Origin of the sequence: Leptotrichia wadei, from assembly GCF_007990545.2 — a bacterium.
GTDB classification, from domain to species: Bacteria; Fusobacteriota; Fusobacteriia; order Fusobacteriales; family Leptotrichiaceae; genus Leptotrichia; species Leptotrichia wadei.
Genome location: NZ_AP019829.2, coordinates 1,722,633 through 1,735,907 on the forward strand (window position 1 = coordinate 1,722,633; position 13,275 = coordinate 1,735,907).

Below are 13,275 nucleotides of genomic sequence, written 5' to 3' on the forward strand. Positions count from 1 at the left end.
TATACTATATTTTGAAAAAATTATCAAAAATAAAGTTCTTATACTAAACCTTGTTTAAAAATACTGACAAGAGGACTTAATACTAAACTCCATTTGAATAACGAATACATTGTAAATCTTTTTAGCAGATTAAACCTGATATTTATTCTTAAATAATTAAAGTAAATATTCGCTTTTTAAACGGGGAATAGTATGACTGCTTGGAAAAGAATTTATAATCCGTTCTCTGTTTAAATGGGAAATAGTATTACAAGAATACATTTAAAATTTTAAAATAAAAATAAATAATATATCTTAAAAAAAGAGAAAATCAACTGTAAAATCCAATTACAATAAATTTTCTCCAAATTATTTTTATTCTTTAGTTTTTCATACTTCAAAATATTATTTTAATGCAAATGCCTTATGATTCAACGGTCCAGTATAATCATTTAATTTAAAAGATTGTTTTAATGCTTCCGCTATTAATTTTTTAGTTGTAGCAACTGCCTGGGATACTGTCGCCCCTTTGGCAATTTCTGAAGTTATTGAAGCTGAGAATGTGCATCCTGCTCCGTGATTCCATTCTGTATCTATTTTTTCAGATTCAAAAAATTCAAAATCCTTTCCATCATATAAAATATCTACAGATTTATCTCCTGCAAAAAACTTTCTTCCTTTGATTACAACGTTTTTTGCACCTAAATCATATATTTTTTTTGCCGCCTCCTTTGCTTTCTCAATCGTATTTATCTTTTCTATTCCAGCTAATTGTGCTGCCTCAAATAAATTTGGTGTAACAACAGTTGCATAAGGCAATAAGTATTTTTTCATTGCAGTTACATTTTCTGGAAAAAGATTTTCAGTTGATCCGCTAGTTACTTTACAAACCATTACAGGATCAATAACAATCGGATTTTTCAAATCTTTTAAAACAGAACCCACATATTCAATAATTTCCGCAGTTGGAAGCATTCCAGTTTTTAATGCATCTACTCCAATTCCATTTATAACAGTGTCAATTTGCTCTTTAATAACATTCAACTCAACTGGAAAAACCTTGTGAGCCCATCTATTTCGTGGATCCATCGTAACAATAACTGTAAGGGCATTCATTCCATAAACTCCTCTTTCCTGGAAAGTCTTTAAATCAGCTTGTATTCCAGCTCCTCCACTTGTATCAGATCCTGCAATTGTTAAAACTTTTTTTATAGACATTTTGCTACCTCCTATTTTATATTTTTTTATTAAATTATCTTGCAAATTCAATATTTTTCACAATTTCCTTAGCAATTTCAGGCTTATTCATCGTATAAATATGAATTCCTCTAATTCCATAAGCCAGTAATTCTATAATCTGTTCACTTGCATACATTATTCCCGCTTTTTTCATAGATTCTGGATTATCTCCATATTTTCCCAGTAATTTATCCAATTTCTCAGGTACAGAGCATTTTGACAATTCTATAATTCTTTTTATTTGTTTTGCATTTGTAACTGGCATAATTCCTGCAATTAACGGAACTTTTATATCCAGTTTTTCAGCCTGTTCCTTAAATTTTATAAAAATATCATTGTCAAAGAACATTTGAGAAGCCAAAAAGTCAGTACCAGCTTCAACTTTATTCTTTAAATGAAATAAGTCAACTAAATCATTATTTTCATAATGAGTTTCAGGGTAGAACGCACCACCAATTGAAAAATCATTAAATTCACTATTTTTTCTCAAATCACTAATCAATTCTGAAGCATATTTATAATCTCCTCTATTATAAATCTCTTCTGTTTCCCCTTGCGGAACATCTCCACGAAGTGCCAAAATATTTTTTATATTACACTTTTTTGCCTCTTGTAAATAATCATTAATTTCACTTTTTTTACTTCCAACGCAAGTCAAATGAGCCAACACTTCCGTCTTCAAATTATTTTTAATATGTGAAGCCATTTCAATAGTCCCACCTTTAGTCTTTCCACCTGCACCATAAGTAACACTAATAAAATCAGGCTTATATTGTACCAATTCATCTGTTACATCCTTTAATTTTTCCACAGAAAAATTCTTATTTGGCGGAAAAATTTCAAAGGAAATTAAATGCTCCTTTTTCTCAAACAAATCTTTTATTCTCATAAATCCTCCCAATTTAAATTATTTTTATTATTTTTAAAAGTTTACAAAATTCTATTAATACACTCTTTTTCAATTTTATGTTTTCTATTTTTATTCAATTTCACAACAAAAATTTTTAATAAAAAAAATTATACTTTTGAAAAATAAAATTTTATAATAAAGTTGCTATTTAAATAAAAAGTAACATTTGTATTATCAATTCTTTTATATTGTACTACAAAAAATTCATTTTGTAAAATTTTTAACTATACTTTTTTATTTTTATTTGTAATAAATTTTAGTTATAGCAAAACCCTAAAAGTTATAGTTTTAAAATAATTTTTCTATAATCAAATTGAAAAAATAAATTGATTTTCCTGGCAAAATAAAAAGTGCAAAAAAAGAATTCCTAAAATTGTCTAATTCCAGAAATTCTTAAAAAAAATTTATTTATGTTTTTTATAAGCTCTAATTCTATTTGGAAGTGAGAATAATTTAATAAATCCTTCTGCATCCTTATGACTATACAATTCACTCGCACCAAATGAAGAAATCTCTTCATCATACAATGCAAAATCAGTAAATCTTCCAGCAATTTTTATACTTCCTTTGTATAATTTTAATCTTATTGTGCCAGTTACATTTTTAGAAGTTTCATCTACAAATGCATCAAGACCTTCCCGAAGTGGTGTAAACCATTGTCCTGAATATGCGATACTTGCATATTTTTGTGATACTAATTTTTTAAACTCAAAAGTATCTTTATCAAGAATCAAAGTTTCTAATTCCTTTAATGCTTCCATTAGCAATGTTCCACCTGGAGTTTCATAAATCCCTCTTGATTTCATTCCGACTAGTCTGTTTTCCACAATGTCAATTACTCCAACACCATTTTCTCCAGCGATTTTATTTAGCCTTCTCAATAATTCCACAGGCTCTAGAGCTTCACCATCTACTTTTACAGGCCATCCTTGTTCAAATGTAATATCCACATAAGTTGGCTTATCTGGTGCCTTTTCAGGTGGAGTTGTCATCATGTATACAACATCTTCCTTATGCTCATTTTCAAGATTTTCAATATCTCCACCTTCATGAGAAATATGCCATAAATTTTGATCTCTCGAATAAATTTTTTCTTTTGTTGCACTTACTTTTATACCTTTTTTTTGTGCATAGTCAATCGCATCTTCTCTTGAAGAAATATCCCAAATTCTCCAAGGTGCAATTATTTTTAATGTTGGATCCAATGAAAATACACCAGTTTCAAATCTAACTTGGTCATTTCCCTTTCCAGTACATCCATGACAAATATATGCCGCCCCTTCTTTATGAGCCACATCTACCAATGCCTTAGAAATCAAAGGTCTTGCAACTGAAGTTCCCAAAAGATATTTGTTTTCATAAACTGCTCCTGCTCTTAATGCACGGAATGCATAATCTCTTACAAATTCTTCTTTCATATCCTCCACATAAACTTTTGAAGCACCTGATTCAATAGCTTTTACCTTTACTTCCTCCATATCATCATCTTGTCCCACATCAACACAACATGCGATTACATCTAAGTCGTAATGTTCTTTTAGCCAAGGAATGATAATTGATGTATCAAGTCCACCTGAATATGCTAAAACTACTTTTTCTTTTGCCATATTTTTTGTCCTTTCTAGTTTAAAATTTATTCAATTAAAATTTATTTGGAAAATTTTGTTTCAATATTTTATTCCAACTGTCAACTCTATTTTTTTGAGTTTTTAGAAATGCGTCAACATCTCCTTCAACCACAACTTTTTTCATTACATCTCCATTAGACAATTTTTTTACAACTTTTAAATCATCATCTGACACAACTTCTCCAAAAATTGTATGATTGCCATTTAGCCATTCTGTTGGAACAGTTGTAATAAAAAACTGACTTCCATTTGTTCCAGGTCCTGCATTTGCCATAGCTAATTTCCCAGCCTTTGAAAAGTTCAGTCCATTATTAACTTCATCTTCAAATTGGTATCCAGGTCCTCCAGCACCGGTTCCCGCAGGATCTCCACCTTGAGCCATAAAGTTGTCAATTACCCTATGAAATTTTAATCCATCATAATATCCCTTTTTAGCCAAATTTACAAAATTTGCCACAGTTACAGGCGATTTTTCAGGCAATAAATTAATATTTATATCACCCTTTTCAGTCATAATTTTTACTTTCATCTTATATTCCCTGCTGTATGATATCACGCCTGCCATCATTATCATCAGAAACGACAACATTAACAATGATACTTTTCTAATCATACATTCCTCTCCTTTTCTTATTTGTTTTAGTTGCATACTTTCAATGCGTACTTAAAACCTTTTTACTATTTTCCGTTAAATACTGTTGGATATGCCTTATCATTGTTAAAAGCCCAAGAACCAGTATAATAATAGCTGTTATCACTTGAGTTGTAGACTAAATTTCTGCCTGCCTTCAAATGCATGTATTTATATTTTTTCAAATAGTTTTTAGCTTTTTCAATATCCTTAACTATCACTCCAACTTTTACATTTTCATAAGTTTCTCCATCAAACACACATTTTTCAAAATTTACATCCATTCTAGAATAATCCTTGCCGTCTACCTTTTTAAATTCACCATCTTCCTTCGGAACATTACAATAAGAATCCTTTTGAAGTTTTGCTGTTACTTCGTGAACTTTCTTACTTTCTCCAGCCGCAAACATTGTCATAGAAATTGCAAATAATGCAAAAATACTTTTTTTCATAATAAGTTTCCTCCTAATTTTATATATTCGAATCTCTTTAACATCAAACTGATAAAATTAAATAATATCGGAATCTTCCTTAAAATAGTTATAACTTTGTAAGTTCGGTTTTAAAGCGATTTTATTACGTATAGTATAACACACTTTCTCTGATTTTTCCATTTTTTCTTATATTTAGATTATTAAAAACACTAAATTTTATTGTATACTAAAATTTCCTTAATATTAATTCTTTGAATTATTCAAAATAATTTTTCCTATAATCCCAATACATCCTTCATAGTATAAAGCCCTGCTTTCTTCCCAAAAAGAAATTCCACAGCCCTAACTGCACCATCTGAGAACATTTTTCTTGACAATGCTTCATGTTTTATCTCAATTATTTCATCATTTTTAGCATAAATCACAGTGTGTTCTCCCACGATATTTCCACCACGGATAGCATGAACTCCTATTTCCTTTTCAGCACGTTTACTATGTCCTTCTCTTCCATAAACTGTTCTGTAATCTTTTCCATTATTATCCAAGTTTTCTTTCACAATTTCCAGCAAAGTGTCTGCCGTACCGCTTGGAGCATCAATTTTTCTGTTATGATGCTTTTCAACTATTTCAATATCAAAATCTTTTAATAATTTTGTTGCAAAAGCTACAATTTCATTGACAATATTTACTCCAACCGAAGTATTTGTAGCCTTAATTATCGGTATTTTTTTTGAAGCTTCTTCAATTTCCTTTATTTGAGCTTCAGAATGTCCAGTTGTAGCGATTAACACTGGAACTTTTTTATTAATTCCCGCTTCCAGCACATCTTCCAAAAGGCTAAAGTGTGAAAAGTCTATAATTGCATCAAAATCCACATTATTTTCCTTCAAATTTTTAAAATCTCCATTTCCAAGCGGGTCAACAAATCCAACAAATTCATTTCCAGAATTTATTACAGATTCCTTCACATATTGTGCCATAACTCCAGCACCGTAAACTACTATTTTCATTTAACAACCTCCTTATAATTTTAAACTCAATTTTTTACCATTATTATAAAAGACCGAAAATCTCGGTCTTTTTATATTATTTTTATCAAAATTTCTATTTAACTGCTCTTAACATTTTTATTTTGCACGAATTACTTCCATACGGTAACCATCTGGATCTGTCACAAAATAATAATGTCCTGGCTTTCCAGGCAAGCCCTTAATATCAGTTGTTTCATATCCAAGTGCCTTATGTTTTGCATTGTCACCTTCCAAATCATCTGAAGCAATTGCAAGATGTGAAAAACCATCACCAATCGTATATGGTCCATGACCGTAATTGTAAGTCAGCTCAATTTCAAAATGTTCACCTGGAAGAGCCAAATAAACAATAGTAAACTTATGCTCTGGATAATCCATACGTCGATCTTCTTTAAATCCAAATGCCTTTTCATAAAATTCAATAGACGTTTCCAAATTTTCTACACGTAAGCAAGCGTGCAACATGTTTAAAATAGCCATTTCATTCCCTTCCTTTTCATTTTAATTTATTTTAAGAATATTTTAACTACTTCTTGCTCCACTCATATCAAGTCTAAGACCTGGAAGTTTTCCTTTTACTACTCTTCTTTCAATTAATGATTCTGAAGCTCCAACTTTTGTCAATCTTTCTATAACTTCAATTATAAATTCATCATTTTCTTCTGAAACATAAGAACCTTCAGGTATTCCTAAAAGTTCTCTTCCTTCTGGAGTAGAAACTGGTGTATTTATATATTTTATTAATTGATTTGTATTTTCATCTAATCTTACAGTTCCCCATACTAAGTCAAAATTATCTGAAACTTTGTCATTTGGTGTTATAGCTTGTACCGAACGAGCTACTTCAGAAAAGTTTCCGTACTGATCTTCATATCCGATAGATACTTCATAATCTTGATTTACATCAATGCCAGTAATATAGTGTGAACCTATTCTTTCATGTCTTATAATTTTTCTGTATTCTTGTCCATCCTTGAAAAGTTTTATAACTACATTGTCAATGACTCCATTATTTGATGATAATCTTTCATACGTATCATCACGAATTTCCCAATACATAAACAATGTTGTAGGATTTTTTGGCATTAGCACGATTTCATCAACAAAATATGCTACTGGCAATGGAGCTTTATCGAAGTAAATATCCTCATGGTTTGAGTTTCCATCATATTCAACACCTTTTGCAAATTTTGAACGGTTAATTTCAGTTTCTACATATCTACGTCTTATTTGATCTGGCGAAATTTTTTCAAAGTCAAAATTCAAAGATTTAAACATTCTCTTATATTTTTTCCCAAAATTTCCAACTAATTTTCTATTTATGAAATTTCTATAAAACGTTCTGCTTCTTTTTATTAAAAAACATTTTACTAAAATTCTCTCAATAATTTCTCTTTCAATAACTTCAAAAGAAACTATTTCTTCAACTTTTTTAAAGCTTTTTCTTTTATTTCCAACTAATTTTTCATTTATGTAATTTCTATAATGTGTTCTTTTTCTATTTTTTCTTGCTTGCTCCATTCCCATTCCACCTTTACATTAATTATTTATTTAATTTTTATTTATAATATTTATAACAGTTCTTAAAAAATAAGAATTTATATTTTTTAAGTTTATTATTAAAATTAAATCTTAATAAATGGTATACTGGATACCACTGCTAAATCTAACAAAATTGTTATTATTAACTTTTTTTCTAAAGAATCTCTTTACTATTCCTTGTTTAAAAAATTTTTTAAACCAAATACTACTTCATAAAAAGAACTTTATTTCTTTGTTTATATTTTATCATAAATAAAAGAGAAATTCAAATATTTTTATTTTAATTTACTTGATTTTTTGAAACTATTTTAACACATTTTTTAAAATTTACTTTTTGCTCAAATTACTCTGAATACGTTTTTTTGTTCCTAAAATATCTCGATCTTCTTTTAACTTTTGATTTTTTGCCTTTTCAATAGCAACTTGTCTTGCCATTCTTTCAGCTTCTGCCTTAGTTGTTTCAACTATATTTACTCCCAAAATAACAACTTTATCCTGTCTAACTTCTAAAAATCCACCTTCCAGATAATATGTCACATCTTCCTTGTCCTTTTCACGTACAAGCATCTCTCCTGCACCAATAGCTGTTATGTAATTAATATGCTTTGCAAGTATTCCAATATCTCCACTTTCTGTACGTAATTTTACAAATTCGACAGGCTTTTCAAAAACGAGTCTTTCTGGAGTTACTGCTTCCAAAATAAATTCTGCTGCCATAAAGCCTCCTTCCATTTAAAAGTGATTTTTAAAAATTTAAAAAAATTTATGGGAAAACAGGGAATGTTAAATCCCTGCTTTCTTTAATATAATCTTTAAAATTAATTATTCACTCATTAATTCTCTTGCTTTTGCAACTGCATCGTCAATTGTTCCAACATATAGGAATGCTTGTTCAGGCAAGTCATCGTGAAGTCCATCTAAAATTTCCTTAAATCCACGTATTGTTTCCCTTAATGGAACATATTTTCCTTTCATTCCTGTAAACTGTTCTGCTACAGAGAATGGTTGAGAGAAGAATCTTTGGATTTTTCTAGCACGGTTTACTGTCAATTTATCGCTTTCATCCAGTTCATCCATTCCCAAAATTGCTATAATATCTTGCAATTCCTTATATCTTTGCAATACTTTCTGAGTTTCCCTTGCAATTTTATAATGTTCATTTCCAACAATTTCTGGCTCTAATATTCTTGATGTTGAATCAAGTGGGTCAACTGCCGGATAAATTCCAAGCGATGCAATTTGTCTTGATAATACTGTAGTTGCATCCAAATGGGCAAATGTTGTTGCTGGAGCCGGATCTGTCAAGTCATCTGCCGGTACGTATACAGCTTGCACTGATGTAATTGAACCTGTACTTGTAGATGTAATTCTTTCCTGCAATGCTCCCATTTCAGTTGCCAAGTTTGGTTGATATCCTACAGCTGACGGCATTCTTCCAAGAAGTGCAGATACTTCTGAACCTGCTTGAGTAAATCTGAATATATTGTCAATAAATAAAAGTACATTTTGTCCTTCCTTATCTCTAAAATATTCTGCCATTGTAAGCGCTGTAAGTCCAACTCTTAATCTTGCACCAGGCGGTTCGTTCATTTGCCCATACACCAACGCTGTTTTGTCGATAACTCCACTTTCAGTCATTTCATTATACAAATCACGTCCTTCACGTGTACGTTCTCCAACTCCTGCAAATACAGAAAGCCCTCCATGCCCTTTTGCAATATTATTAATTAATTCTTGAATTAATACTGTCTTTCCAACTCCTGCTCCTCCAAACAGTCCAATTTTTCCACCTTTTAGGTAAGGAGCTAACAAGTCAACTACTTTTATTCCTGTTTCCAATATTTCTGAATCAGTACCTTGTTGTTCAAATGTTGGAGCATCCCTGTGGATAGATTCTCTTAAAACATCTGCATCCAGTTTTTCTCCATCATCAACTGTTTCCCCCAGCACATTGAAAATTCTTCCAAGTGTAGGTCTTCCAACAGGAACTTGAATAGGTTTACCAGTATCTATAACTTCTAGTCCACGTCTTAATCCTTCAGTTCCAGACATTGCAACTGCTCTTACAACGTTATTTCCATTGTGGGAGTGGACTTCGGCTACTATTTTTTTGCCATTTTCATTATATATTTCAAGTGCATTGTAAATATCCGGCAATGTCTTTTCAAATTTTACATCAATAACCGGTCCAATTACTTGAACTAATTTACCTTTATTCATAGGTTAAGTCTAACCTCCTTCTTAAAATTCTGCTCTTTTATTTTTATTAATATTTCTATATTCATCTCCCAGTTATAGTACAAAGAGATTTCTTGGTATTTTTTTGTTAAAAATTACTGTACACTTGATGAACCACTTATTATTTCTGTCAGTTCCTGTGTTATTTGTCCTTGTCTTTCACGATTATATTGTACTTCCAAGTTCTTTATCATTTCAGAAGCATTATCGTTAGCCTGCTTCATTGCCGACATTCTAGCCGAATGTTCACTTGCTGAATTTTCAAGTAATGACTGATACAGCTTTATATTCAATACTTGTGGTACAAAGGAATTTAACACTTCTTCCTCTGATGGTTCAAATATATATTCCTTAGTTGGTAACCCTTCCTTTTTCTCAATTGGAAGCAATTTTTCCACTTGAATATTATATTCAATTGCTGATACAAATTTTGAATAAATCATATAAACTTCATCATAAAAGTCATTCAAATAAAACTGTACAACATCTTCACTAATTTTTTTTCCTGTTTCAAACATTGTTTCAGGAATCATCTGTGTATATTCACTATCCACATTAATATCCCGATTTTTACAATATTCTTTAGCCTTTCTTCCAATTGTTATAACTGAAACTTCCCTGCCTTCCTTCTGAAATTCCTTTTTCATACTTTCAAGCCTTCTAAAAGTATTTGAGTTAAAACTTCCGCAAAGTCCCCTATCTGATGTCATTACGATAATTCCAACTCTTTTAACTTCAGGCTTTCCATCAAAAATTACAAATTTATTTCCCGTAAGGCTTGCCACTAGATTATCAAAGGCTTCATTCACAGCACGTGCATAACTTCGTGACTTTAAAGTAAGAACTTGAAATCTCTTGAATTTAGTAGAAGATACAATATTCATCGCATTTGTAATTTGACTGGTATTTTTTACGCTGTCAATACGTTCTTTTATTTCTTTCATATTTGCTGCCATATATTTTCACCTGCTTTACCAGACATATTCTTTTTTATAATTAATTATAAATTCGTCAAGTTCATTCTTCAAGTTATCATCTAACGATTTTTTCTCTAAAATTTCACTTAAAATATTTGAATCATTTTTAATTGCTTCTATTAAATCCTTCTCAAATGTTCTCAATTTTTCATTTGGAATATCATCAAAATATCCATTTGTTACACAATAAAATGAAATAACCTGTTCTTCAACTTTATATGGACTATATTGTGGCTGTTTTAATACTTCCATAATTTTAGATCCACGATTAAGCTGATCTCTTGTAGCCTTATCCAAATCTGATCCAAATTGTGCAAATGCTAAAAGTTCATTATATTGTGCAAGTTCCAATTTCACTTTTGAAGCAACTTGTTTCATAGCTTTAATTTGTGCTGATCCTCCAACCCGTGATACTGAAACTCCTGCATTTATAGCTGGTCTAAATCCTGAATTAAATAAATCTGTTTCCAAGAATATCTGTCCATCTGTTATTGAAATAACATTTGTTGGAATATATGCTGAAATATCTCCAGCTTGTGTTTCTACAATTGGAAGTGCTGTAATTGAACCTCCACCTAATTTATCACTTAATTTTGCCGCTCTTTCAAGAAGTCTTGAGTGAAGATAGAAAATATCCCCTGGATATGCTTCCCTTCCTGGTGGACGCTTCAATAATAATGACATTTCACGATAAGCCACAGCATGCTTTGATAAATCATCGTAAACTATCAATACATCTTTTCCTTCATCCATAAAATATTCACCCATAGCAACTCCTGAATACGGTGCTAAATATTGAAGTGATGCTGATTCTGAAGCAGTTGCCGCAACAATAATCGTATATTCCAATGCACCAACTTCTTCTAATTTTTTATAAATTTGTGCAACAGTTGATCTTTTTTGCCCAATCGCTACATAAATACATATAACATTGTTATTTTTTTGATTTATAATTGCATCAATTGTAATGGCTGTTTTACCAGTTTGTCTATCTCCAATTATTAATTCCCTTTGTCCTTTTCCTATCGGTAACATTCCATCTATTGCTTTAATTCCAGTTTGCATAGGTTGTGTAACAGGTTTTCTAGCAATAATTCCTGATGCCTGTCTTTCAATTGGCATATATTTATCAGCAGTTATTGAGCCTTTTCCATCAATAGGATTTCCAAGGGCATCAACTACTCTTCCAAGCAGCTCTTTTCCTGCTGGAACTTCAGCTACTTTTCCCAATCCTTTTACTATACTTCCTTCTTTAATTCCTTGTGTTTTCCCAAAAACTACTGCTCCAATATTACTTTCTTCCAAGTTTAGTGCCATTCCGATAGTTCCATTTTCAAACTCTAAAAGCTCTCCTGCCATAGCGTCACTTAATCCGTAAATTCTGGCAATTCCATCTCCCACTTCCAAAACCGTTCCAGTATTGGAAATATCCAGTGAACTTTTGTAATTTTCAATTTCGCTTCGGATTACTTTACTTATTTCCTCTGGCTTGATTCTCAAAGAAAAGCACCTCCATTTCTAAAAATTTTTCTTTATTTCTTCAATTTGATTTTTTATCGAACCGTCAATAACCTCATTACCGATTCTTAAAATTCCTCCGCCGATAATTCCCTTGTCAATTTCAAGGTCAAGAACGACTTTTTTACCATATTTTTTTTCAAGTTTCCGTACTAACAGATCCCTTTGTTTTTCCGATAGCTCCTTTGCAAATATAGCAGTTATTGGAAGTTTATTATTTTCCTCATAATAAAGTTTTAAAAAATATTCCTTTATATCACTAATTAACGATAACCGCTGTTTTTTTACAATGTATTCTACTATTCCAAGTGCTTCGCTAGATACGTGATTAAAGGATTTTTCCAAGAACTTCTTCTTTTCTGGAAACTTTTTAAGAGGATCTTCCAAAATTTTTCTAAATTCCTCTTCTTCCTCGTAATTTTCCAGAAGAACATTCAATACTTCCCTAACTTCATTTATACTGTCAGAAGATTTTGCTATATTGTAAATTGCCGATGCGTATCTTTTTGCAATCTCATCATTAGCCATTTTAATCTCCTATCTCATTAATAAACTTTTCTATAGTTTTATCCTGCTTTTCATCAATATTTTCCTTGATAATTTTTTCTGCAAGTTCAACTGCCATTTCTCCAACTTCCTTTTGAAGTTCAAATTTAGCATTTTGACGCATTTTTTCAATATCAGCTTCCGCCTTTATCATCATTCTTTCACGATTACTCATAGCCAGCGATATAATTTGATCTTTTCTGTCATCAGCCTGTCTTTCAGCTTTTATCAAAATATCATTGGCACGTCTTTTAGATTCCCTTTTCAATTTTTCAATTGATTTTTTTTGATCTTCCAGTTTTTCCTTTTCATTTTCAACAATTTCCATTTCAGATAAAGCCAGTTTTTTTCTATCTTCTAGAACTTTACCGATTTTTTTTGAAAAAGTTCGTGAAAAAAAATAGACTAATACTATAAAGTTTATTATTTCAATAGCCATCGTAAAGTCGATGTTTATTAATTTTCCTCCCATATTTACTCCTTAACTTTGAGAAATTAACCTGATTTTACATATTAATCCTATTTTCTTTTTTATAGCTCTTCACTTTTTAGAATTTCTTTATTTTTTCTATCTTTAATATCCCTTTAAATTTAATTTTAAT

General features: G+C 30.7%; 14 protein-coding genes. All 14 read right to left on the reverse strand.

Going from position 1 to position 13,275, the window contains the following annotated elements:
* Nucleotides 1-384 precede the first annotated feature (384 nt).
* Complete coding sequence (gene thiD, locus FVE73_RS07990) at nucleotides 385-1,197, reverse strand: bifunctional hydroxymethylpyrimidine kinase/phosphomethylpyrimidine kinase (RefSeq protein WP_018498545.1); 813 nt, start codon at nucleotides 1,195-1,197, stop codon at nucleotides 385-387.
* A 34-nt stretch (nucleotides 1,198-1,231) separates the two neighbouring features.
* A complete protein-coding gene (metF, locus tag FVE73_RS07995; RefSeq protein ID WP_018498546.1) occupies nucleotides 1,232-2,107 on the reverse strand; it encodes a methylenetetrahydrofolate reductase [NAD(P)H] in 876 nt (291 codons plus the stop codon).
* Between the two features lie 425 nt (nucleotides 2,108-2,532).
* Nucleotides 2,533-3,735: an argininosuccinate synthase gene (locus FVE73_RS08000; RefSeq protein ID WP_018498547.1), complete on the reverse strand. Its 1,203-nt coding sequence runs from the start codon at nucleotides 3,733-3,735 to the stop codon at nucleotides 2,533-2,535.
* Between the two features lie 34 nt (nucleotides 3,736-3,769).
* Complete coding sequence (locus tag FVE73_RS08005; protein WP_018498548.1) at nucleotides 3,770-4,369, reverse strand: peptidylprolyl isomerase; 600 nt, start codon at nucleotides 4,367-4,369, stop codon at nucleotides 3,770-3,772.
* Between the two features lie 65 nt (nucleotides 4,370-4,434).
* Nucleotides 4,435-4,839 carry a hypothetical protein gene (locus FVE73_RS08010; protein ID WP_018498549.1) on the reverse strand — a complete coding sequence of 135 codons (405 nt, stop codon included), beginning with the start codon at nucleotides 4,837-4,839 and terminating at the stop codon, nucleotides 4,435-4,437.
* A 257-nt stretch (nucleotides 4,840-5,096) separates the two neighbouring features.
* Nucleotides 5,097-5,831 (reverse strand): 4-hydroxy-tetrahydrodipicolinate reductase, encoded by a 735-nt coding sequence (dapB, locus tag FVE73_RS08015; RefSeq protein WP_018498550.1) that lies wholly within the window; start codon nucleotides 5,829-5,831, stop codon nucleotides 5,097-5,099.
* Nucleotides 5,832-5,948: 117 nt separating this feature from the next.
* The gene (gloA, locus tag FVE73_RS08020) at nucleotides 5,949-6,332 is read right to left on the reverse strand and encodes a lactoylglutathione lyase (RefSeq protein WP_018498551.1); all 384 of its coding nucleotides are present in this window, start codon (nucleotides 6,330-6,332) and stop codon (nucleotides 5,949-5,951) included.
* A 42-nt stretch (nucleotides 6,333-6,374) separates the two neighbouring features.
* Nucleotides 6,375-7,379, reverse strand: coding sequence for a DUF4912 domain-containing protein (locus FVE73_RS08025; RefSeq protein WP_232058504.1), 1,005 nt, complete (start codon nucleotides 7,377-7,379; stop codon nucleotides 6,375-6,377).
* A 342-nt stretch (nucleotides 7,380-7,721) separates the two neighbouring features.
* Nucleotides 7,722-8,111 (reverse strand): ATP synthase F1 subunit epsilon, encoded by a 390-nt coding sequence (gene atpC / locus FVE73_RS08030; RefSeq protein ID WP_018498553.1) that lies wholly within the window; start codon nucleotides 8,109-8,111, stop codon nucleotides 7,722-7,724.
* 105 nt (nucleotides 8,112-8,216) lie between these two features.
* Nucleotides 8,217-9,614, reverse strand: a complete 1,398-nt coding sequence (atpD, locus tag FVE73_RS08035; RefSeq protein ID WP_018498554.1) for a F0F1 ATP synthase subunit beta — start codon at nucleotides 9,612-9,614, stop codon at nucleotides 8,217-8,219.
* A 113-nt stretch (nucleotides 9,615-9,727) separates the two neighbouring features.
* The gene (gene atpG, locus FVE73_RS08040; protein WP_018498555.1) at nucleotides 9,728-10,588 is read right to left on the reverse strand and encodes an ATP synthase F1 subunit gamma; all 861 of its coding nucleotides are present in this window, start codon (nucleotides 10,586-10,588) and stop codon (nucleotides 9,728-9,730) included.
* 15 nt (nucleotides 10,589-10,603) lie between these two features.
* Complete coding sequence (gene atpA / locus FVE73_RS08045; RefSeq protein ID WP_018498556.1) at nucleotides 10,604-12,109, reverse strand: F0F1 ATP synthase subunit alpha; 1,506 nt, start codon at nucleotides 12,107-12,109, stop codon at nucleotides 10,604-10,606.
* An 18-nt stretch (nucleotides 12,110-12,127) separates the two neighbouring features.
* The gene (gene atpH, locus FVE73_RS08050; RefSeq protein WP_018498557.1) at nucleotides 12,128-12,655 is read right to left on the reverse strand and encodes an ATP synthase F1 subunit delta; all 528 of its coding nucleotides are present in this window, start codon (nucleotides 12,653-12,655) and stop codon (nucleotides 12,128-12,130) included.
* Nucleotide 12,656: 1 nt separating this feature from the next.
* The gene (gene atpF, locus FVE73_RS08055) at nucleotides 12,657-13,145 is read right to left on the reverse strand and encodes a F0F1 ATP synthase subunit B (RefSeq protein WP_018498558.1); all 489 of its coding nucleotides are present in this window, start codon (nucleotides 13,143-13,145) and stop codon (nucleotides 12,657-12,659) included.
* Nucleotides 13,146-13,275 lie beyond the last annotated feature (130 nt).

Coding starts and splice junctions, on each gene's coding strand:
- thiD (WP_018498545.1), bottom strand. CDS start 1,197: ATGTCTATAAAAAAAGTTTTAACAATTGCAGGATCTGATACAAGTGGA.
- metF (WP_018498546.1), bottom strand. CDS start 2,107: ATGAGAATAAAAGATTTGTTTGAGAAAAAGGAGCATTTAATTTCCTTT.
- FVE73_RS08000 (WP_018498547.1), bottom strand. CDS start 3,735: ATGGCAAAAGAAAAAGTAGTTTTAGCATATTCAGGTGGACTTGATACA.
- FVE73_RS08005 (WP_018498548.1), bottom strand. CDS start 4,369: ATGATTAGAAAAGTATCATTGTTAATGTTGTCGTTTCTGATGATAATG.
- FVE73_RS08010 (WP_018498549.1), bottom strand. CDS start 4,839: ATGAAAAAAAGTATTTTTGCATTATTTGCAATTTCTATGACAATGTTT.
- dapB (WP_018498550.1), bottom strand. CDS start 5,831: ATGAAAATAGTAGTTTACGGTGCTGGAGTTATGGCACAATATGTGAAG.
- gloA (WP_018498551.1), bottom strand. CDS start 6,332: ATGGCTATTTTAAACATGTTGCACGCTTGCTTACGTGTAGAAAATTTG.
- FVE73_RS08025 (WP_232058504.1), bottom strand. CDS start 7,379: ATGGGAATGGAGCAAGCAAGAAAAAATAGAAAAAGAACACATTATAGA.
- atpC (WP_018498553.1), bottom strand. CDS start 8,111: ATGGCAGCAGAATTTATTTTGGAAGCAGTAACTCCAGAAAGACTCGTT.
- atpD (WP_018498554.1), bottom strand. CDS start 9,614: ATGAATAAAGGTAAATTAGTTCAAGTAATTGGACCGGTTATTGATGTA.
- atpG (WP_018498555.1), bottom strand. CDS start 10,588: ATGGCAGCAAATATGAAAGAAATAAAAGAACGTATTGACAGCGTAAAA.
- atpH (WP_018498557.1), bottom strand. CDS start 12,655: ATGGCTAATGATGAGATTGCAAAAAGATACGCATCGGCAATTTACAAT.
- atpF (WP_018498558.1), bottom strand. CDS start 13,145: ATGGGAGGAAAATTAATAAACATCGACTTTACGATGGCTATTGAAATA.